At 50.5% G+C, this 20,795-nt stretch carries 15 protein-coding genes; 14 read left to right on the top strand and 1 reads right to left on the bottom strand.

What is annotated here, in order from left to right; all coding sequences use genetic code 11:
• From AB2U10_RS11865 to AB2U10_RS11900, 8 genes are all read left to right on the top strand, one after another.
• Positions 1 to 1,005 carry a GRP family sugar transporter gene (locus AB2U10_RS11865; protein WP_367914772.1) on the top strand — a complete coding sequence of 335 codons (1,005 nt, stop codon included), beginning with the start codon at positions 1 to 3 and terminating at the stop codon, positions 1,003 to 1,005.
• A gap of 28 nt (positions 1,006 to 1,033) precedes the next feature.
• Complete coding sequence (locus tag AB2U10_RS11870; protein ID WP_367914771.1) at positions 1,034 to 4,063, top strand: SusC/RagA family TonB-linked outer membrane protein; 3,030 nt, start codon at positions 1,034 to 1,036, stop codon at positions 4,061 to 4,063.
• Positions 4,064 to 4,068: 5 nt separating this feature from the next.
• A complete protein-coding gene (locus AB2U10_RS11875) occupies positions 4,069 to 5,634 on the top strand; it encodes a RagB/SusD family nutrient uptake outer membrane protein (protein ID WP_367914770.1) in 1,566 nt (521 codons plus the stop codon).
• Positions 5,635 to 5,927: 293 nt separating this feature from the next.
• Positions 5,928 to 6,953: a glycoside hydrolase family protein gene (locus AB2U10_RS11880; protein ID WP_367914769.1), complete on the top strand. Its 1,026-nt coding sequence runs from the start codon at positions 5,928 to 5,930 to the stop codon at positions 6,951 to 6,953.
• Entirely contained in the window at positions 6,943 to 8,118 is a 1,176-nt protein-coding gene (locus tag AB2U10_RS11885; RefSeq protein ID WP_367914768.1) for a nucleoside hydrolase, read from the top strand. Before AB2U10_RS11880 ends, AB2U10_RS11885 begins: the two co-directional genes overlap by 11 nt.
• A 133-nt stretch (positions 8,119 to 8,251) precedes the next feature.
• Positions 8,252 to 9,382, top strand: coding sequence for a glycoside hydrolase family protein (locus AB2U10_RS11890; protein ID WP_367914767.1), 1,131 nt, complete (start codon positions 8,252 to 8,254; stop codon positions 9,380 to 9,382).
• Positions 9,383 to 9,515: 133 nt separating this feature from the next.
• Entirely contained in the window at positions 9,516 to 10,487 is a 972-nt protein-coding gene (locus AB2U10_RS11895; RefSeq protein WP_367914766.1) for a nucleoside hydrolase, read from the top strand.
• A 90-nt stretch (positions 10,488 to 10,577) separates the two neighbouring features.
• Positions 10,578 to 11,150 carry a YdcF family protein gene (locus AB2U10_RS11900; protein ID WP_367914765.1) on the top strand — a complete coding sequence of 191 codons (573 nt, stop codon included), beginning with the start codon at positions 10,578 to 10,580 and terminating at the stop codon, positions 11,148 to 11,150.
• 176 nt (positions 11,151 to 11,326) lie between these two features.
• On the opposite strand, the gene AB2U10_RS11905 is transcribed toward AB2U10_RS11900, so the two are convergent.
• On the bottom strand, positions 11,327 to 12,178 hold the full coding sequence (locus tag AB2U10_RS11905; protein ID WP_367914764.1) for a KilA-N domain-containing protein: 852 nt from the start codon (positions 12,176 to 12,178) through the stop codon (positions 11,327 to 11,329).
• A 386-nt stretch (positions 12,179 to 12,564) separates the two neighbouring features.
• On the opposite strand from AB2U10_RS11905, the gene AB2U10_RS11910 reads away from it, so the two are divergent.
• The 6 genes from AB2U10_RS11910 (at position 12,565) to AB2U10_RS11935 (ending at position 20,763) form a co-directional block, all read left to right on the top strand.
• A complete protein-coding gene (locus tag AB2U10_RS11910) occupies positions 12,565 to 13,836 on the top strand; it encodes an endonuclease Q family protein (RefSeq protein WP_367914763.1) in 1,272 nt (423 codons plus the stop codon).
• A gap of 164 nt (positions 13,837 to 14,000) precedes the next feature.
• On the top strand, positions 14,001 to 15,413 hold the full coding sequence (locus tag AB2U10_RS11915; protein ID WP_367914762.1) for an ABC transporter permease: 1,413 nt from the start codon (positions 14,001 to 14,003) through the stop codon (positions 15,411 to 15,413).
• Positions 15,410 to 16,801, top strand: a complete 1,392-nt coding sequence (locus AB2U10_RS11920) for an ABC transporter permease (protein WP_367914761.1) — start codon at positions 15,410 to 15,412, stop codon at positions 16,799 to 16,801. The genes AB2U10_RS11915 and AB2U10_RS11920 overlap by 4 nt, the downstream gene beginning before the upstream one ends.
• A 22-nt stretch (positions 16,802 to 16,823) precedes the next feature.
• Entirely contained in the window at positions 16,824 to 17,522 is a 699-nt protein-coding gene (locus tag AB2U10_RS11925) for an ABC transporter ATP-binding protein (RefSeq protein WP_367914760.1), read from the top strand.
• Positions 17,519 to 19,729, top strand: a complete 2,211-nt coding sequence (locus tag AB2U10_RS11930) for a carbohydrate binding family 9 domain-containing protein (RefSeq protein ID WP_367914759.1) — start codon at positions 17,519 to 17,521, stop codon at positions 19,727 to 19,729. The genes AB2U10_RS11925 and AB2U10_RS11930 overlap by 4 nt, the downstream gene beginning before the upstream one ends.
• A gap of 191 nt (positions 19,730 to 19,920) precedes the next feature.
• Positions 19,921 to 20,763, top strand: a complete 843-nt coding sequence (locus AB2U10_RS11935) for a hypothetical protein (protein ID WP_367914758.1) — start codon at positions 19,921 to 19,923, stop codon at positions 20,761 to 20,763.
• The last annotated feature ends 32 nt before the right edge of the window (positions 20,764 to 20,795 follow it).

Here is a 20,795-nt window from a genome sequence, read left to right on the forward strand (position 1 = left end):
ATGTTTATCGTAGATAACTATGCATTGGCCGTCATTTTCTGCGTGATCACCATGATCTGCTGGGGATCGTGGGGAAATACCCAGAAGCTGGCGGGGAAATCGTGGCGGTTTGAGCTTTTCTACTGGGACTACGTGACCGGCATCCTGCTGTTCTCCCTCATTTCGGCTTTTACGCTGGGGAGCTTCGGTGAGGCGGGCCGCAGCTTTCTCCCGGATCTGCAGCAGGCGGAGTGGGCCAATATCCGGAGCGCGTTTATTGGCGGAGTGGTGTTTAATGCGGCCAACATCCTGCTGTCGGCCGCTATATCCATCGCCGGGCTGTCGGTGGCTTTCCCGGTGGGGATAGGCCTGGCCCTGGTGCTGGGGGTGGTGGTGAATTATATGGGTTCGTCCAAGGGTGATCCCGTGCTTCTTTTTACGGGCGTGGCCCTGGTAACGGTGGCCATTGTCTTTAATGCCATTGCGTATGGTAAGCAGGCAAGGCAGGCACAGAAGGTGTCGTCAAAAGGCCTTATCCTGTCGCTGGTAGCCGGCCTGCTAATGTCGTTTTTCTACCGTTTTGTGGCGGCCTCCATGGACCTGGAAGATTTTGTGAACCCGGCTGCAGGCAAGATGACCCCCTATACGGCCATGTTCATCTTTGCGCTGGGCATCTTTGTGAGCAACTTCCTGTTCAATACCCTGGTGATGCGCCGGCCGTTTGAGGGGGCGCCTGTAAGCTACGGCGAATATTTCAAAGGGAGCTTCGGCATCCACCTGGTGGGTATCCTGGGCGGACTGATCTGGGGCCTGGGCAATGCCTTTAACCTGATTGCGGCCGGGAAAGCCGGTGCGGCGGTGTCGTACGGCCTGGGCCAGGGCGCCACGCTGGTGTCGGCACTTTGGGGCGTGTTTATATGGAAAGAGTTCAGAAATGCGCCGAAAGACGCTAATAAGTACCTGTATCTTATGTTTCTCCTGTTTTTGGCGGGCCTGGCCCTGATCATTGTGGCGGGATTGAATTAAACGGAATTAACCTTAAATAATTTATAGTATGAAGAAGACTTTGTTTTTCTTACAAGGAAAAGCATGGCAGAGACTCTTTTGCTCTTTGCTGTGTGTTTTAAGCTGCAGCATCCTGTCTTACGGTCAGCAAAAGGTCAACGGCCGGGTGACCGATGAGGCCGGTGAGCCGGTGATCGGGGCCAGTGTCAAAGAGCGGGGTACTACCCATGCCGTGGCCACCGATACCGACGGTAGATTTTCACTTTCAGTACAGGCAGGAGCCGTTCTGGAGGTCACATTTGTAGGCTATTTAACGGAAGTAGTGGCAGTAGATAACCGTACCGAGCTTGCTATCATGCTCCGGCAAGACAGCCAGGCGCTGGAAGAGCTGGTGGTGATCGGGTACGGTACGGTAAAGAAAAAAGACCTGACCGGTGCGGTGTCGGTGATCAATACCGATGCCCTGAGAGATCGGAACTCGCAGGATATTGTGGGCTCATTGCAGGGGCTTGCTTCCGGCGTGCGGGTAACTTCGAGCGGTTTGCCGGGTCAGCAGGCCATTGTCCGGATCCGCGGGCTGGGCAGTTTAACCAATAATAATCCGCTGTTTATTGTAGACGGTATGATCGGGGGCGAGGCGCATCTGAACCCGGCCGACGTGGAGTCTATCCAGGTACTGAAAGATGCATCTGCCGCTGCTATTTACGGTTCAAGGGCGGCAAACGGGGTGATTATCATTACGACCAAACGGGGAGCCGAAGGCCCGATGAAAATACAGCTGGATGCCAATCTGACTACCACTAACCTGCCCCGATACGACCTGATGGATGCCACCACCTGGAAAAAATACGACGACATGGCCTACGATGAAGCCATCCGCGCAGGCGTGGCCGGTGTGGTGAGAAGGCAGAATCACTTTGACGGAAATACCGACTGGCAGGACGAAATGCTGGGCACCGGCGTGCTTCAGAACTATAACCTGTCTCTTTCGGGAGGGTCAAAATCAGGCCGGTATTTTGTGGCCTTTAACCGGATGGTGGATGAAGGAGCGCTGTACTCTACCGGCTATGACCGTTACGGATTCCGGGTGAACACGAGTGGGCAAAAAGGTATCTTTTCCTTCGGAGAAAACATAGCCTTCACGAAAACCACCCGGCAGAACCTGAACGGTAACCCCTGGGCCAACTTCATCGGGATTTCGCCTACCATTCCGGTAAAAGACCCCAATAATCCCGGCGGATATGGATACGGTAACCCGGACCGGGCCAATAACTACGGTCTGAACATGGTGGCTATGCAGGATCTGAGGCCCCAGGATAATCCTGAAAATATCCTGAAAGCCAATGTTTTCGGTCAGGTTTCCCTCTTTAAAGATCTTCATGCCAAGCTGAACCTGGCCTACACGTTGTATTCGGGAATCACCAATACGCTGAGAAAGTCAGGAAACTGGACCATGGGCCAGGGCAATGATGCTTCCAGCCTGGGCTTTGAAAATTACCGGAGTGACGATATCCTGGTAGAGCAGACGTTTAACTACAAGAAGCTGATCGGAAAGCATGATATTGATGCCGTGGCCGGTGCTACGTATAACAGCTTCCTGGGCAAGTCGAACTGGATCACCAAGCTGAATCCGCTGATGGTGGGCGATGAATACATAACCTCATTGGATGCCGCTACAGGAATTACCACTGCAGGAGGCAGCTACCAGGAAGCCCGCATCATGTCTTACCTGGGCAGGGTAAATTATGCCTATGACGATAAATACCTGCTGCAGCTCACCCTGCGGCGCGACGGCACCTCCCGCCTGCCCGAAACCACGCGCTGGGGTAATTTTGCCTCCTATTCGGCGGCATGGCGTATCAGCAGTGAGTCGTTTTTTGATGTGCCGTTCATTGATGACCTGAAGCTGAGAGCCAGCCACGGTACGCTGGGGAACAGCAGCATCGGCTACTGGGATTACCAGGCGGTGATCAATACGGCTCCACGGGCGGTTTTCGGTTCTCCTGAGCACGTGATCATGGGAATGACCCAGTCGCGCCTGACCAACACCGACCTCGTGTGGGAAAGAAAAACCACCACCAATATCGGCTTTGATGCCGCCATGCTGAAAAACAGGCTTACCCTGACGGCAGAGTATTTCAAATCCAGCAGTAAAGACCTGCTGGTGTACCTGCCTATCCTGATGTCTTCAGGCAATGAAGGCGGTAACCCGGCGGTGAATGCCGGTAGCCTGACCAATAACGGTGTGGAAATAGACCTGGGCTGGAAAGATAACCTGACCAAAGACTTTTCGTATTCGGCTTCCGTGAATGTCTCACGTATAAGAAACAAAATAGTGGATCTGGGATACGGCAGAACGGAATACTACGAGACGCTTTCCAAGGCAGAGATCGGCCAGCCGCTCGGCGCTTTCTACCTCTACAAAATGCTGGGGATATTCCAGTCGGCCGAAGATGTATTGAACCACAAGAATGCTGAAGGGAAGGTGATCCAGCCGAATGCACTACCGGGTGATATCAAGTACGATGATTACAACGGCGACGGTATTATTTCTTCAGAAGACCGCCAGCTGGTGGGCAGTCCCTGGCCGAAGTTTGAGCTGGGCCTGAACCTGGGTGCCGCCTATAAATCGTTTGACCTGAGCATTAACGGGTACGGCCGGTTTGGCCAGGATGTATGGAATGGCGCGGCGGCTGCGGCAGCCGACTTTGCCAATAACCAGAATAACTTTAACGGTATTGTACCGTGGACGTCCGAAAACCCGGTAAACGACCGCCCGAGAATTGTTTTCGGAGATACCCGCAACAGCCGGGGCGACCAGGATCGCTGGCTGGAAAAAGGTTCTTTTTTCCGGTTGAGCCAGATTGCGCTGGGGTACACGGTTCCGTCGGCCTGGTCGGGCGCTATAGGCCTGGAAAGGGCACGTGCGGGAGTGACGCTTCAGAATATGGTCACTTTTACGAAATATTCCGGGCTGGATCCGGAGTTCAGAGACGGCGGGATATTTACCATCGGAGCCGACAATATGTCGTTCCCGAACCCGCGTTCCGTGATGTTTTCTTTATCCTTAACCTTTTAATCGTCATGAAGAAATATATTATTAGCTTAACCTGCCTGCTTTCCCTTGGGGTAACTTCATGTGACGACAGCAAGCTGGATCTGATCAATGAAAACACGATCTCCACCGGTAATTTCTGGAAAACCGAGCAGGACGCCGAGCGGGGAGTGGTGGCGGTGTATGGTATGTTTTACCGCCAGGGAACCTGGACCCGCAACATCTACACCCAGATGCAGGGCATGGCCGATGACGGCGTGAGCCTGGCCGGGTGGACCGAACTGAACGAGTATGCCAAATTCATCTTTACCAACTATAATTTCGGTGAGGTGAATACCAAACTGTGGCGGGAACATTATGTGGCGATCTTCCGGGCTAACCAGGTGCTGGACAAGATCAACGATATCTCCTTTGCCAACGAGCAGCACAAGCAGGACCTGATAGGCCAGGTGAAATTCCTGCGTTCGTTCTATTATTTCTATATCACCACCTTGTGGGATAACATACCGTTCCCGCTGAAAACCTCTTCGGCCTCGGATATGCCCGAGCAAAAGACACCGCAGGAAGTGTTTGCCCAATTGGAAACCGACCTCAAAGATGCCATCGAAAAACTACCGGCTACCCGGTCGGCGTCTGATGTGGGAAGGCCTACCAAAGGCGCGGCGTACGGACTGCTGGCCAAAGTGTACATGCAGGGCCACAAATACAGCGATGCCGTCAAATGCTTTGAGTGGCTGGTAGACGGCGAAGGTAAGAATTACTACGACCTGGTGCCGAATTACGGGGATAACTTCAGCAATAAGACGGAAAACAACAGGGAGTCGCTATACGAAATCCAGTTTTCGCTGATCAACCGGGTGGGCTTTGACCAGACCGATAACTACCTGGATCCGAATGCCCAGCTCGGCACCCAGATAGAAATGAACCAGGCGCCTGTGGGAATAGGGTGGAACAACGTGGAAGCCAGAAGGTGGCTGGTGGATTACTACAAGCGGGAAAAAACGGTAGACGGCAAGAACGACATCCGCCTGTTTCACAGCGTATGGTATAACAATGCCGGTAAAGACTTTCCGGAAAGAGCAGATACCCTGGTGTATGGAAATAAATGGCGGAACGATTGGGGAAACAGGGTATTTATCAAAAAGTATAGCACCGATGCCAGTCCGCTATATTACTGGAACGACAATAATTTCAGGTCGTTACGCTACGCCGACATGCTGCTGCTGTATGCCGAAGCACTAAACGAAGTGAACGGCCCCAATGCCAAGGCGATAGAATGTGTGAACCGGGTGAGGCAACGGGTGAAGCTTCCCACCCTTCAAAACAGCACCTACTATAACGGGGCCACCATCACCGGTAGCAAGGAGGCATTCCGTGAGCACCTGAAAATAGAAAGAGGACTGGAGCTTAGCCTGGAGTGTGTGCGGTGGATCGACCTGAAAAGGTGGGGGCTGGATAATCAGTCTGCCATTGATCAGCTGAAAACCCGGGATGCGGACTTCAATAACTTCATTGTAGGGAAATCATCGCGGATGCCGATTCCCCAGAGTGAAGTGGATAATAATCCTAATCTGAGTCAGAATCCTAATTATTAAAGGGATCAGGACAGGTTCAAGGGTGATAGCAGGTGGTTAGAATAACGTAGCTACTGTCACCCTGAGCTTAGCCTGTACTGAGCCTGACGAAGTATCGAAGGGCAAGGGGTGTGTATGCTTATCAACTTCACTTGCATGTTGATTTTGCTCGGTTCTCGACTACGCTCGGTTCTCGACTACGCTCGAACTGACAGTAGCCGTTGCCACTTGTCACATCGAGCGCAGTCGAGATGCGAATACGCTCGAAAACAGGTAAAAACTTTGCCCCCCTCATCCATCAAAAATGAAAACTTATGAAAAAACAGATTCTGCAAATTATATTCCTCTTAGGCGCTACTCTTTCCGGGAGTTATGCCCAGAAAGAGATCACGCCCGAAGTGAACTATGAATTCAGCGGCGGCGCCGGGCACTATAACTACGCCCCCAGCGTTATCCAAGACGAGTACGGGATCCGTTACGCCTTTGTCTGCCAGAACCTGGAGCCTTTCAAAATAGTAGATTACGTGTACCTGTACAAGGGCATTCCCACAAAGAACGGCTACACCTGGCAGCCCGGCACCCGGATACTGGATCCTTCTGACCTGGGTTGGGACATCAATCATATTTGCGATCCGGACGTACGCAGGTTCCGGACTACCTATAACGGCGAAACCTACGAGTACATTATGACCTACCTGGGTACCGACCAGTGGGATAATTTTCATAACCAGATTGGTCTGGCCATTTCCAAAAACATCGAAGGGCCTTACATCAAATTTGATAAAAATCCGATTATCGGGTCGTCGAGCCGGACTACCTGGGGAGTGGGGCAGAGCACGTCTATCGTACTCAATGACTCCACCCTGCGGATATTCTATTCCAATTCAAACGGCGGATTCACCTATCGCGATGCGGTTATGAATAACCTCAACAACATCCGGATGGGACCTGAAAAGTACATTAAGAATATGCCGGGGAACAATTACCCCGCATTCTCCGGGAAGAACGTGTACATGGTATCGGAAAGAAGGGTAGACATGGATAAGCTGATCCCCACCTGGGTAGGAAATGTGGCGCAATTGTCGTACATTCCATTGGGCCAGGATCTGAGTACGGACGGAAGTAAATGGACAAAAATAGGGGCGGTTACCCCTCGCGAATCCGGATTTCCCCGAAATCACAATCCTGGCATTCTGACCGATGAAAAAGGCTATATGCTCAATGACGATGAGCTGATCATGTATTTTACACCGGCCGTGACCGGCGCGAACTGGCTCTGGTCGTACGATATGTATTCGGCCCGGTTTGACCTGAAAAAGTATTTTACGAATGGTAAATAAATTGATCTGGAAAATAGCGGTGTTGGTGTGCGGGGTTTCCCTGTCGCTTTGTGCACAAAAGGCAGGGAAGCCCATCGTGGTCATTACCGATTGCTACCACCCCTACCAGGATCCGGGCGATAACCTGGACCTCATTCAGGCCTTTGCCCTGGAAGATGTACGTACGCTGGGCATTATCCTCGATATCACCGACTCTTTCCGGAAAGACACGGCCGATCATCCTACACTCTGGAAAGATCCCCGAGGGCCACGGGAGGCGGGAGTGATTCCCGTGATGCAGTTGCAATATATTTTTAACCGGGAGATCCCGTTTGCCGTAGGCCCCATGGGGCTGATGAAGAGCGAGACCGACCGGATGGAAGACCTGCCGGCTTTTCAGAATGCCGGCGTGACCCTGCTGATGGATATTCTCTCCCGTTCAGAGGAGCCGGTGGAGGTGCTATCCTTCGGCAGTGCACGAGTGCTGGCCGTGGCCTTTAACCGCAACCCGGAGCTGCTCCGGAAGAAGATCTCCCGCATCCATCTCAGCGCCGGAACAGCCAGTAAAGGGCACACGCTGGGAAAAGATGCCGGTGCCAACAGCATCCCCGGAGGAGAATGGAACGTGGCACTGGATGTCTTTGCATTCACCCGCCTGTTGAAATCGGGCCTGAACATTGCCCTTTACCCCTGTGCGGGCAAAGACGGTGGTTTTGTGAAAGATGTGAATAATACGTACTATACCCTGAAGGATATGGGTTTTCTCGGCCGGATGCATCCGCAGTTGCAGGCCTATATTAGCTATGCCTTTGAACCCGAGCTGAAGTATGATTTCCTGCGCGATATGGATCGCGGAGCCGTATACACGCAGGGGAAGAAGCCGCAGTTTGAACAATTTCACGTCTGGGAATCTTCGATATGGTTAATTGTACGAAACGTGGAAATGGTGAAGGAGGGCTCTGATCGCTACCGGCTGGAGCATAAAGACCGGCTGAAAGCTACGGATAGGGTAGTGGAAAACCGGCTGAGACCTTGCTTGCTGACTGAAATACGGGACGACGGGCGTTTTCAGTTTGAATATACCGAAAGCTCCCCTGTTTCGATATTTTACCGTGCGGATCTGGAAGAGAGTGAACGGGCCTTAAATTACCTGGTGCCAAGGATATTTGAGTCTTTTAAGCCGTGACTCTTATTTTTTAAAGGATTATAAGCTATGAACAGAGAAGATTAATTGACATGACCTTCGATACTTCGTCAGGCTCAGCTCAGGGTAACGGTGGCCATACTCGGAACTAAGTACTCGAAACTAATTTACACCTATGAAAAAGATAATTGTCATATTAGCAGCGGCCTTCCTGGCCTGTGAAGAAAAGAAACCTGGTGTGGAGATACCCGAGCCGGAACCGGAGGGGCGGTATGAGCTGGTTAATATGGAGCGGGTTTTCGGGTTCTACGGGCAGAGCCGGTATTCCTATTGTCCGAGTGTGGTTAAGGAGCCGAACGGCGCCACCCACCTGTTTTTTTGCGGGAATCCCGAACAACAGATCATGGTAGATAACATTTATCATATCAGGATCAATCCCGACGGCAGCCAGACAGAAGCCAAAAGCGTGCTGCAGCCCGGAATTTCCGGCAGCTGGGACGATCACCACATTTGTGACCCGTCGGTCATTGAAGGCAAATTTCGTATGAACGGGAAAGAATACCGCTATGCCATGTTCTACCTGACTAATGCGTATAACGTTTATTATAACGAGGTAGGAGTAGCCTTCAGCAATGAGCTGGAGGCCGATAGCTGGGAAAAGTATCCGCAGCAACTGGTGAAGAAAACCTGGGGCCATGATGGCGATGAGCCGCTTCCCGGCGGCGGGAAATCCTGGGGAACCGGCCAGCCTTCGGCCGTTTCGCTCGATAAAAACGGGAAAGTGCTGCTGACCTATACCATAGGAGACATCAGCGGAACGCGCATAGAATGGGTAGAGCTTGACCTCTCGGATATGGATAAATATATGGCCCGGCCCTCTGCACGAATGGTAGACGAAGGCCTGATAAACATAGGCTATACGGGTAAGGATTACACCTGCAATTCCGACTTCGCCATCGATCAGCAGAATGACGTGATCGTAATGGTCAGGCCGGTGCAGCCGCATCCTGCCACTTACCCGGCTTATCTCAATGAAAGCCTGGAAGTGAATTACATGCCTTTAAGCGGCTTCCTGAACCGCACCGGCAAATGGGAGTCGATAATCCGGATAGCGCCCTACATGACCGGGTTTCCGCGTAATCACAATGCCGGGCTGGAGCGGAACAGCTATGGAGAAATAGCCGACTGGAAGAAACCGGTGGTCTACTACACGGTGAGCAAAGCGGCGCCGGATGTATCACCGGGTGGAACCACCCATGCGGAGTGGACATACCATATATACAGAGGAGAGGTGGTGAAGAAATAAATCACCGGTGCAATTATGGGCTGTAGAATCCGAAAGTGTATTGTCATTCTGTTAAGAGCTTGAATGATAAGCAGCCGGTTCAAATAAAGTGCTTACATTTAAAACCTTTTGTAGTTAGAAAATTTAATGAGTTATGCTAAAAAATACAATCGCCGTAATCCTGCTTTTTGCCGCGCTCACCGGCCACAGCCAATCCTTTACCCTTTCCAATGAAAAGCTGGTGGAAAGAATCTCGTACAAACCCCAGAAGGCAAAAGTGGTTATTGACACCGACACCTATAATGAGATCGATGACCAGTTTGCGTTGGTTTATGCCATACTTTCACCGGCACAAATGAACATTGAAGCCATATACGCGGCCCCCTTTCTCAATAAAAGGGCAAGCAGCGTGGCCGATGGCATGGAAAAAAGCTACGCCGAGATTCATAATGTGCTGGACAAAACAGGCATGAAAGACAAGTTCCCCGTATACAAGGGTTCTACCCATTTTTTGAAAGACAAAACCACTCCTGTGGTCAGTGATGCCGCAAAAGACCTGGTAGACCGGGCCATGAAAGCTACCGAGCCGTTGTTTGTATTGACTCTTGGGGCTCCTACCAATGTAGCCTCGGCATTGATCATGAAACCGGAGATCAAAGATAAGATCATCGTGGTATGGTTGGGCGGGAAAGGCCTCAACTGGAGAACGGCACGGGAGTTTAACCTCCTCCAGGATGTGGCCTCATCGCAAATCCTGTTTGATTCGGGAGTGCCTTTGATCCAGGTTCCTACAGAGCCGGTTACCTCGCATTTAAGCACTACGGTTCCTGAGCTTAAAGCGCATATTGGCGGGGCGAACAAAATTTCAGATTACCTGGTCTCCATTGTGGAAGGGTACAGTAAGGATCATTTCGGCTGGTCTAAGGTGATCTGGGATATCTCGGTAATTGCTTATATCGTGAATCCGGATTGGATGCAATATGAGCTGCGACCCGCCCCCATCCTTACTAACGAGCTGACCTATAGCTCAGACGGAACCCGGCACCTGTATAAGGTGGTAACTTTTATTGACCGGAATAAGGTTTTTAAAGATATGTTCCTGAAATTTAAGAATTTTAAGGACTAAGCCAGTATCTCCAACGCCGTAATCCCGGCTGAAAAGAGAATAGGGGCTGTAAAATTCTTTCAGATGAGCCGATATTCTAAAAAGAAGAAAGTGTTTTTCGCTTTTCTTCTTTTTCCATTTATCTACTTCATGGTCACAGCGATTAGCATTTCAAATTACGCCGGTAAAGATGAAACTCAACAGGCGGATGTGGCCATTGTGCTGGGCACGGCCATTTGGGGAGATCAGCCGTCGCCTGTTTTCAGGGAAAGGATTAATCAGGGTATCCGCTTATATAAAAGCGGGTATGTAAAGAAAATCATCTTCACGGGCGGCAAAGTGAATGGAAACGTGCTTTCCGAATCCTATGTAGCCAAAAAGTACGCTGAAAAGCAAGGAGTAGACAGTACAGACATCCTGATCGAAGAACGCTCCCGGATAACACTTGAAAACATGAAGTTTGCCAGAGAGTTGATGACGGAGAACCATTTCCATAAGGCTTTGATAGTAAGTGACCCTCTACACATGAAAAGAGCAATGCGCATGGCAAAAGACATGCATATTTCGGCATATCCTTCTCCCACATCCACCAGTAGATTCAAATCCCGGAAAGCTAAATTTGGGTTCCTGATGGGAGAGACTGTCTTTTATACGGTTTATCGGATATACCGGGTTTTTCAGTAAACCGGCCTCATTATCATTCGTGCTTGCTATTCAGAATTAGTTTCTCAATATTTTCCTTTACCAGTTGTTGCAGTTGATAGTAGTAATACCTTTGTCAGCAGGCTTATGTGATTATACCACGAGATTAGTGCAAGCGGCACTTGCACGATTGAAAATTAGGGATAAGCCTCTACAGTTTACCTGGCTTTAACTTCTGAAAGCTTTTTCACTGCCATACTTTCAATTAATGACTTCATCTGGCTAATGGCCACCTTGTTGAGCTGGATAAGCCGCTCACTTTGTGGCAAGCCCTGCTGTATCAATAAAGCATTGATGCTCTCCATATTGCTCAATACCACCAACTGTTCTAAAGTAGCAGAATCACGGATATTGCCGTTTTTATCGTCCCGATGGTTATCGGGATTATCTCTCCACATTTTTGCGGTAATACCAAACAAGGCTACGTTCAACAGATCGGCTTCATTGGCATACACCAAACCAGCCTGTTGCCTGGTAACTTCTTTCGGGATTAAATTTTCTTTGATGGCGTCGGTATGGATTTGGTGATTTACTTTGGCTAAAGTCCGCTGTAAATTCCACTCAAGCTGTAAACTGTTATTTTCGTCTTGTTTTAACCGCTTGAACTCTGTAATCAGATACAATTTGAATTCGGAAGAAATCCAGGATGCAAACTCAAAGGCAATATCTATGTGAGCAAAAGTGCCTCCATATCGTCCTGATTTTGATGTAATTCCTGCTGCGTTGGTGCTTTCAATCCATCGTTGAGGAGACAAAACAAAATAATTACTTCCTGCTTCATTTCTAAACCTATCGAATTCGATAGGTTTAAAATCAGGGTTATTCAATTTTTCCCATAGCCCCAGAAATTCAATGGTGCTTCTGCTCCTCATCCAATTGTTGATGATTGAAAATGGCTCTACAGAACTTCTGTATTTAGCAATATCAGTCAATGAGATGTACTCCCCGATTTCCTTATTCATAAAGGAGATTTCGGTTTCTTTAACGATTACTTTCTTCGTGTGTGTCATATTTTGAGTTGAATGAATGTGAAAATTATTACCTTTAAACCTATCGAATTCGAGGGGTTTGGAAACAGTATATCGGTGTTTACGGATGTTGATTTTCCGGTCTAACACCCATTAGTACCTGATGGAATTAAATTGGTAAAAGTAATGACTATAAAGTTATGTAAAAAACATGGAAATTACTTATTATCTGTTGTAAGATATACTTTTACCGGTGATTATGAATGCAGCCAATACATTATTGTTGATTTTTTTCGGCTCCCTGCTATCCGTATACCAAAACTCTTTCCGAAATCTTACTTCTGCAAAATCTTCCTTTTTACTTCATCATTAACTGGAAAACATCGTATATTTATAGATTACATTTATCCCCAAACTGCCTCAGCACCATGTTTTACATTGCCGATCTCCATCTTCACTCGCATTATGCACGCGCTACCAGCAAAGATCTGAACCTGGAATCGCTGTACAGATGGGCGCGTATTAAGGGTATTAATGTGATCGGTACGGGTGATTTTACTCATCCGCTATGGTTTAAAGAATTGAAGGAGAAACTGGAACCGGATGGCGCCGGTTTTTTCCGGTTGAAGAATCCGCCTGAGGACGTACCCGGGTTTAAGTGCGCCGATATTGATGTGCGATTTTGCCTGACATCTGAGATAAGTTGCGAATATATGTACAATGGTAAGATGCGTAAAAGCCATAACTGCGTTTATGCTCCTGATTTTGAAACCGTGGCCCGGATCAATGCGAAGCTGGGGCGGATCGGGAACCTGGAAGCTGACGGGCGACCAACTTTAAGCCTATCTTCCCGTGATCTTCTGGAAATCGTGCTGGAAACATCGGATCATGCGCATTTAATCCCTGCTCATATCTGGACGCCCTGGTTTTCCATGTTTGGGTCAAGGTCAGGTTATGATAGTGTAAAGGAATGCTTCCGCGACCTGGCCGACCATATTTTTGCCTTGGAAACAGGACTTTCTTCTGACCCGGAAATGAACTGGCGGCTGAGCATGCTGGATAAATATACGCTGGTCTCCAACTCCGATGCGCACTCTCCGCAGAAGCTGGGAAGGGAGGCCAACCTGTTCGATACGGAACGAAGCTACTATGCCCTGTTTGAGGCCCTAAAGACTCAAAAAGGATTTTTGGGAACGTACGAGTTCTTCCCGGAAGAAGGCAAGTACCACATGGACGGGCACCGGAAATGTGACGTATGTTTTGAACCGGAAGAAAGCATCCGGCGAAAAAATATCTGCCCTAAATGCGGACAGCCGCTGACCATCGGTGTGCTACACCGGGTGACGGAACTGTCGGATCGGAAACAGCCCCAACGGCCCGAGGGTGCAGCTGGTTTTCATTATATCATTCCTTTGCCGGAAATACTTTCAGAAATCAAAAATATGTCACCTTCCAGCAAAGCGGTGGATCAGTGGTTTAAACAGACCATTTCTTTGTTTGGGAATGAATTTACCCTGCTCCGGGAAACTCCTATAGAGGATATCGAAAGGAAATCAGGTTTTGTTTTAGCCGAAGCCATCCGGCGGATGCGTGCCGGGGAAGTCAGCCCTCAGGGCGGCTATGACGGCAAATACGGGGTGGTCAAAATCTTCAAAGAGGGAGAACCGGCACAACTGACGGGGCAAATTAGCCTTTTCTGAGTGGCAATTCGTATTTTTTCAAACCTGATTCTGCCTGCTGTTTACTGTTTGAACCAACCGGCGGGTCATTTATTATACATTCGGTATAAAATTTATTGCAACATCGTTGCATAAAACATTTTCACTTCATTAATTTGCAACAGTGTTGCAAATTAATGAAGCCTATGACTCAGATTATTAAAAACGAATGGACTAACCTGGTCCGTAACCGGACTGCCCTGTGGCTGCTGGGCATCCTGGTGGTGCTGTCAGGTTTTACGATCGGACAGGCCGCCGGCCGGTTTAAGAAAACCCTGGAGCACCGCAACGAGGCTACAGAATTGATGCGGAGCCGTTTTACCGGCCAGGGAGAGGTAAACCCGCATTCTGCTGCCCACTACGGGCATTTTGTGTATAAGCCGCTGACCTTTCTGAGTGTTCTGGATGAAGGAGTGAATCCTTTTTCCGGGGTATCGCTGTACCTGGAGGGGCACAGGCAGAATGAAGCCCTGTTCTCCCCATCGCAGCAGAGCAGCTCGTCTGTCCGTTTCGGGCTGCTGCGGCTGAACCTGATCCTGCAGATGTTGCTTCCACTCTTTATCCTCTTTGTTTGTCATAACGCCATCAGTCGTGAACGGGAAGAACAAACCCTGAGCATGAACCTGGCGCAGGGCATCACCCTGCGTGATCTGGTCTGGGCCAAGATTATGGCTTATTCGCTGGTGTGGTGGGTGCTGCTGGCATTGATTCTGGGCGGGGTATGGCTGATCACCCCGGCAGAGAATGCTGCCGTTACCGGTGCGCGCATTGCCGGGCTGTTCCTGACTTACGGCATTTATTATTTTGTGATCACGGGGGTAGCGGTGTACCTGTCGGCCCGGAGCAAAAGCTCTGGAAATGCGCTGCTGACCTTGCTGGCCCTGTGGGTGCTCACCACGGTGATTCTGCCTAAAGCCACGGCCAATATCGGGGATAACAGCCACTCGCTCATCTCCCGCCTAGAGCTGGAAGAAAGGATCAGTGAGGATAATAAAAACGGCCTTGACGGGCACGATCCGCGGAATGAGCGTACCGTGAGGTTCCGCGACAGCCTGATGACCCATTACGGGGTGGATACGGTGAGTAAGTTGCCCGTGAACATCGACGGCCTCACCATGCAGGCCGATGAAGAATACCACAATATTGTCTACGACAAGCATTTTGAGGGCGTACGTCAGACCGTTCGCCAACAAAACAGCGTGACGGCCTGGAGCAGCTGGATCAATCCCTTCGCTGCCCTGCGTAACCTCAGCATGAGCCTGGCCGGCACAGACGTTTACCATCATTTTGATTTTGTGACGCAGGCGGAAGATTATCGCCGGGTGATTATTAAGAAAATGAATGATGAACAGGCGTATGGTGGCAGTAAAACCGGGGAGTGGGACTGGACGGTGAAGGCGGATTTCTGGGAAAAGATAGCCGACTTTACGTATGTGCCCCTGTCGTTTGGCCAGGCCCTGAAAAATAACCTGCCGGAAGCCGGTGGATTGCTGTTCTGGCTTTTGCTGGTGTGTGCTCTCATTCATTTTACTGTCAACAAAATCAAAACTGCCGGATGATGAAAAATATACTCTCTTTTGAATGGAAGCTCTTTGTAAGGAGCAAAACGGAAGTACTGGTGTGGCTGTTTATGCTGGCATCGGGACTGTATGCCGTTTTTTACGGGGCGTCGTTTCAGCAGCGGCAGCAGGAAGTGGTGAGCCGGCTGGATAGCAGCTATACCGCCCGCATACAGAAGCAACTGGACGGGTTTTCCGCCGATACTACTACGAAGGAGGGAAAGACCGCCTACCGCTACTCCACAGATCCTTTTCTGAACGAAAACCGGGTAGGAACTACCGTATGGAAAACGCCGGAGCCCCTGCAGGCGCTGAGCATCGGGCAGAGTGATAACCAGCCGTTTTACTACAACCTCTGGGTTTACCGGAATGTGTACCTGTCCGGCCACGGCGAATTGCGGAACCCCGATAAGCTGCTGGCCGGAAATTTTGACCTGGCCTTTGTTTTCCTGTACCTCTTTCCGTTGCTGATCATTGTTTACACCTATTCGGCGGTGAGTAAGGACAAAGAAGCAGGGATTGCGCCGTTGCTGCTGGCGCAGGGACTGTCGTTCCGCAGGTTCCTGGCGGGACGCCTCCTGTTTCGTTTCCTGGTGGTATTTGCACTGGTGATCCTGCTGTCGCTGGCCGGGTATAGCATTAACCGGGTACCTTTTGATACGTTTTTGCCCTGGCTGCTTATCGTGATCGTGTACCTGCTGTTCTGGTTTGCAGTGGTGTATCTCGTGCTTTCTTTCCGGAAGAGCAGCGCGGTTTCGGCCCTCATCCTGGTCAGCATCTGGGTGCTTTTCCTCTTTTTTATCCCGTCGGCGCTAAATAATCAGTACGATCCCGAAGATCCGGAAAACGTGCACCTCAGTGATCTAAGCCGGGAGTACAGCGGCAGTCTCTGGGAAATGGACAAAGTCCGGCTCATAGACACCCTTTTCCGTATAAAGCCGGAATGGGCCAGGTACCCTGTAAAAGATACGAATGTAGTTAGAAGCGTGGCTTATTCTTACCTCAATATGCTGAAGCTGAACGAAGAAGGTAGCAGGGTAGACAGCGCTTTGATGGCGGAGCAGAAAAGGCTCCGGAAGCTGGATATCATCAATCCTGCTTTTTCGGTGCAGCGTGCCCTGAATAACCTGGCTGGTACGGAAACCGATTTTTATGCTTCTTTCCGGAAAGAAGCCAGCGATTACCAGGAAGAACGGCTGGCCATCATCAATGATTACCGATTATCCGGCAGGAAGTTTACGAAGGAAGATTTCACAGGTTTGCCGGAGTTCCGGGAGAAGAAAGGCTGCCGGGGACTAAATGCACTTTTACCCGTGCTTGTGCTCACGGCAGTGCTGGGAATCCTGGGGATGATCCGATGGAAAAGAGTAAATCCTACCGCTTTGTAACCCTTAAATTTAAAACAAACCCATGGCAATAGCATTACAAACGGTGAATCTCACCAAAAAATACGACAATCAGGTAGCCTTAAATGCCTTAAACCTTTCCGTGGAAAAGGGCGAAATATTTTGCCTGCTGGGCCAGAACGGGGCCGGGAAAACCACCACCCTCCACCTGGTGCTGGGTTTCACAGCACCTGACTCGGGCAGTATCTTCATTAACGGTTCAGAGGCTAATACCACTACGCGGAAGCAACTGGCCTACATTCCGGAGGTGGTGCAGCTGTATCCCCACCTGGATGCGTTGGAAAACCTGGCCTTTTTCAGCCGGCTGGCCGGCTATAAATATTCCAAAGAAGCGCTGGCCGGTTTCCTGGACAAAGCCGGCCTGGAGAAAGCAGCCCATAACCAGCGGCTTTCCGGCTACTCCAAAGGCATGCGCCAGAAAGTGGGCATCGCTATAGCGCTGGCTAAAAACGCCGACCTGATCCTGATGGATGAACCCACCAGCGGACTGGATCCCCGTTCTACTGCTGAATTTGCTGAAATATGCAAAGAGCTGGCCAGCCAGGGAAAGACCCTGGTCATGGCCACGCACGATATTTTCAGCGCGGTAAACACCGGCTCCCGGATCGGGATTATGAAGCGGGGCAGCATGGTGCATACTGTTGCGGCAGGAAGCATCACGGCAGATGAGCTGCAGAAACTCTACCTGGAAATCCTGGAATGAACCGGATAGCGCTCATATTTTTATTTCTCCCTGCTCTGGCCTTCGCGCAGAAAGACAGCACCGGTAATTTTCCGCCGCCGGCCCTGGCGCCTGTCATTTCCGCCGTAGAAGCCACGGAGCCCATTACCGTAGATGGCCGGTTAAATGAGACCTCCTGGCAGCAGGCACCGGTGATCAAAGATTTTTTCAGGATAGAGCCCAGGCAGGGCGGACATTACCGGTATGAAACTTTTGTGCGGGTCATTTACGACAAGAAGAACCTGTACTTTGGTGTTTTCTGCAAAGACAGCCTGGGCCGGAAAGGCGTACGGGTACAGGACCTGCGGCGGGATTTTTTATTCGGACAAAATGATGTGTTTTTCGTCCAGCTGGATCCGCAAAACCTTAAACGGTACTGTGTTTCTTTTCAGACCACACCTTACGGTAACCAGCGCGACGCCCAGATTTTTGATGACACCTTCACCGATAACGACTGGGATGCCCCCTGGAAAGTACGTACCACCCTCGCTGCTGACGGTTACTATGCCGAGTTTGCCATCCCTTTTTCTTCTTTGAGGTATGAACGCCCGCAGGAAGACGAGCCGGTTTCGTGGGGCGTAACTTTCTCCCGCCTGGCCCGGCGAGATTATGAGCAAACCGTTTTTCCGGCCGTGCCGCAGGCATTTTCACCCTACAGGATGAGCTATGCAGCGCAGTTAAAGGGCTTGAATCTTCCGCCTCCGTCTATCAATCTCCGCGTGCAGCCGTATGCCCTGTACCAGTATAGCCGGTCGGTGAATGCCCGGGAGGAGGCCAGCGTTAAGTCGGTGTTTAAGGCCGGCGGAGAAGTCAAATGGGCGGTGAACCCCAGAAGCGTGCTGGATTTTACGTTCAATACCGACTTCGCCCAGGCCGATGCCGACCAGGCCGTGAATAATCTTTCGCGGTTCAATGTGCTTTTCCCGGAAAGAAGACAGTTTTTCCTGGAAAATAACGGGGTGTATGCAGGCGCTTCGCTCTCCGGGGTGAAGCCTTTTTTCAGTCGCACCATCGGCCTCTCGGATACCCAGTATAACGCCGATCCCGTACCCATCGACGCCGGCATACGCTATACCGACCGCGACCAGAAACGTACCCTGGCCGGCCTGTACGTGCATCAGCGCGGCACGGGGTTGCAGCCGGCGGCCAATTTCGGGGTATTGCGCTACCTGAAAAATTACGGGCAGCAGAATAATGTGGGGCTCATGCTTACCCAGCGAACCGACGAAGCCGACGCCGCCAAAGGCTTTGTTCAGAAAAACAATACCACCCTGACTACCGACGGTTTCCTGCGGATAGCTCACAATTTTAGCGTGAACTACCTGGTATCGGCTTCCCGCAATAATACCAATGACAGTATTGGGCTGGCCGGAAACCTGTCGGCCCGGCTCAGCCTGCAGAACTGGTATGCCTTTTACGATATGAAATTTACCGACAGGAAATACACCCCGGGCATGGGCTTTATTTTCGGAAGCAATACCCTGCATCATAACCCCGGCGGGTTTTATATCTGGCGCCCTAAAAAAGGAGTGCTGAGCCGGTGGATAAGGCGCTGGGACCCGGGCGTATTTGCAGATGTATTTCAGAATACGCATAACCTGAACGTACAGGAGGTGAGCTTATACCTTTTCCCGGTGTATATCATCACCCGGTCTAACGGCACCCTGGAATATGCCTTGTACCCTTACTGGCAAAACTTTGACAGCCCGTTCCCCATTTTGGGCAGGGTCATCCCGGCGGCCCGCTATCGGACCTTCCGGCAGATGGCCCGTTGGGAAACGGACGCTTCGCGGAAAATCTCCGGTGCGGCAAAACACGAGTGGGGTGGTTATTATAACGGCAGCCTGGTCACCACTGTTCTTTCCCTGCGTATGGCGCCATCGCCTTACTTTGGAGCTACGGCCAGTTACCAGCATAACGGCTTTAAAAATATAGGTGCTGACGGGGATCAGCTTGAAACGCACCTTTACACGGCCGGCGTGCGGTGTGCCTACAATCCGCGGATCCAGTTGTCGGCCTTTTACCAGTACAATTCCTTCGATAAGCAGGGCCGGTGGAACGTGCGGGGCAGTTGGGAATTTGCGCCTCTGAGCTTTTTATACATCGTTTTTAATGAAAACAGCTTCCAGGATTCGCCGGTAAGCAACCAGTCGCTTATTTCAAAACTCACTTATCTTAAACAGTTTTAGCTATGAGCATTGAGCTGTCAGCTATCAGCTTTCAAGAGCGACGCCATCATACGAGGCATTACGGCCACTCGCGTTTTAGCTTATCTGGTTACTTCGTAAGGATCGGCTCCCTGTCGGTGTATAAAGTGAATGTCGTCTGGCGAAGCGTCACGCGGCTGACTGCTGATAGCTGAAAGCTAAAATTAATACAAATGAAAACATCACATAAGACATTTTCCCGGCTGGGGCTGTTCCTGCTGATCAGTCTGCTACCGGCCTGCCGGTCCCCGAAAAGTACGGTCAGCAAAGCGTATAAAAAAATGAGTGCCGTGCAAAAACAGACTGCTGATTCCCTCCTGGCTTACGGCCTGGATCACGAGGCATTGTATACGTTGCTGGACACGCTAAAACCTGTAAGCAGCCTGAAACTGTACCGGCTGCCGCTGTTTAGTTCGCAGCCCGCCCAGAGAGATTCAGCCTTAAACGCCCTTCAAAACGTACAAAAGGTAGCTTCCGGGCTAAGCCGGGGCGACTTTGAGTTCCTGTTAACGCCCTTTGAAAGACGGGACAGCATTTATAAGAATATCCAACTGTATGCAGTACGGAAAAGCCGCCTGAAAAGCATGATCCGCAGCCACCGCGACTTTTACGCCCGATTGGGCATTGCAGAAGACACTCCGCCCGCCACGGTACTGGCCGTTACGGAATATGAAAATCCCTATGACCGCTGGCGAAGCTACGGTTACCTGTTCGGCTACCCGGACTATGCAGTGGATTTCTTTGTGGAAGCCGGCAAAACCCAGGACAGTACTTCGCAATTCGTGAAACGTGATTTCTTCCAGATACCGGTATTTGCCGCAGAGAAGGGCTACTTCACGTACGCCATGCCCCAGGGACATACCCCCGGAATCACCGATTCGCTTATCCATCAAAAAGCCGGCAGGGTATTGCAGGATTATAAAACAAGACGGCCAAAATACCGGGACGGCTCCGGCTTAAAGGCCACTAAACTCTGGTACAAAAAACTAAACAAATCATCCAGCTATGAGCAGTGAGCTAAGAGCCAGGAGAAATTGACGACCCATGA

Origin of the sequence: Leadbetterella sp. DM7 (assembly GCF_040829825.2) — a bacterium.
Taxonomy (GTDB): domain Bacteria; phylum Bacteroidota; class Bacteroidia; order Cytophagales; family Spirosomataceae; genus Leadbetterella.

What these genes read in the sequence shown, in the direction of transcription:
- AB2U10_RS11935 (WP_367914758.1), top strand. Translation starts at nt 19,921, where the DNA reads ATGAAAACATCACATAAGACATTTTCCCGGCTGGGGCTGTTCCTGCTG.
- AB2U10_RS11930 (WP_367914759.1), top strand. Translation starts at nt 17,519, where the DNA reads ATGAACCGGATAGCGCTCATATTTTTATTTCTCCCTGCTCTGGCCTTC.
- AB2U10_RS11920 (WP_367914761.1), top strand. Translation starts at nt 15,410, where the DNA reads ATGATGAAAAATATACTCTCTTTTGAATGGAAGCTCTTTGTAAGGAGC.
- AB2U10_RS11910 (WP_367914763.1), top strand. Translation starts at nt 12,565, where the DNA reads ATGTTTTACATTGCCGATCTCCATCTTCACTCGCATTATGCACGCGCT.
- AB2U10_RS11890 (WP_367914767.1), top strand. Translation starts at nt 8,252, where the DNA reads ATGAAAAAGATAATTGTCATATTAGCAGCGGCCTTCCTGGCCTGTGAA.
- AB2U10_RS11925 (WP_367914760.1), top strand. Translation starts at nt 16,824, where the DNA reads ATGGCAATAGCATTACAAACGGTGAATCTCACCAAAAAATACGACAAT.
- AB2U10_RS11870 (WP_367914771.1), top strand. Translation starts at nt 1,034, where the DNA reads ATGAAGAAGACTTTGTTTTTCTTACAAGGAAAAGCATGGCAGAGACTC.
- AB2U10_RS11880 (WP_367914769.1), top strand. Translation starts at nt 5,928, where the DNA reads ATGAAAAAACAGATTCTGCAAATTATATTCCTCTTAGGCGCTACTCTT.
- AB2U10_RS11905 (WP_367914764.1), bottom strand. Translation starts at nt 12,178, where the DNA reads ATGACACACACGAAGAAAGTAATCGTTAAAGAAACCGAAATCTCCTTT.
- AB2U10_RS11865 (WP_367914772.1), top strand. Translation starts at nt 1, where the DNA reads ATGTTTATCGTAGATAACTATGCATTGGCCGTCATTTTCTGCGTGATC.
- AB2U10_RS11875 (WP_367914770.1), top strand. Translation starts at nt 4,069, where the DNA reads ATGAAGAAATATATTATTAGCTTAACCTGCCTGCTTTCCCTTGGGGTA.
- AB2U10_RS11885 (WP_367914768.1), top strand. Translation starts at nt 6,943, where the DNA reads ATGGTAAATAAATTGATCTGGAAAATAGCGGTGTTGGTGTGCGGGGTT.
- AB2U10_RS11895 (WP_367914766.1), top strand. Translation starts at nt 9,516, where the DNA reads ATGCTAAAAAATACAATCGCCGTAATCCTGCTTTTTGCCGCGCTCACC.
- AB2U10_RS11915 (WP_367914762.1), top strand. Translation starts at nt 14,001, where the DNA reads ATGACTCAGATTATTAAAAACGAATGGACTAACCTGGTCCGTAACCGG.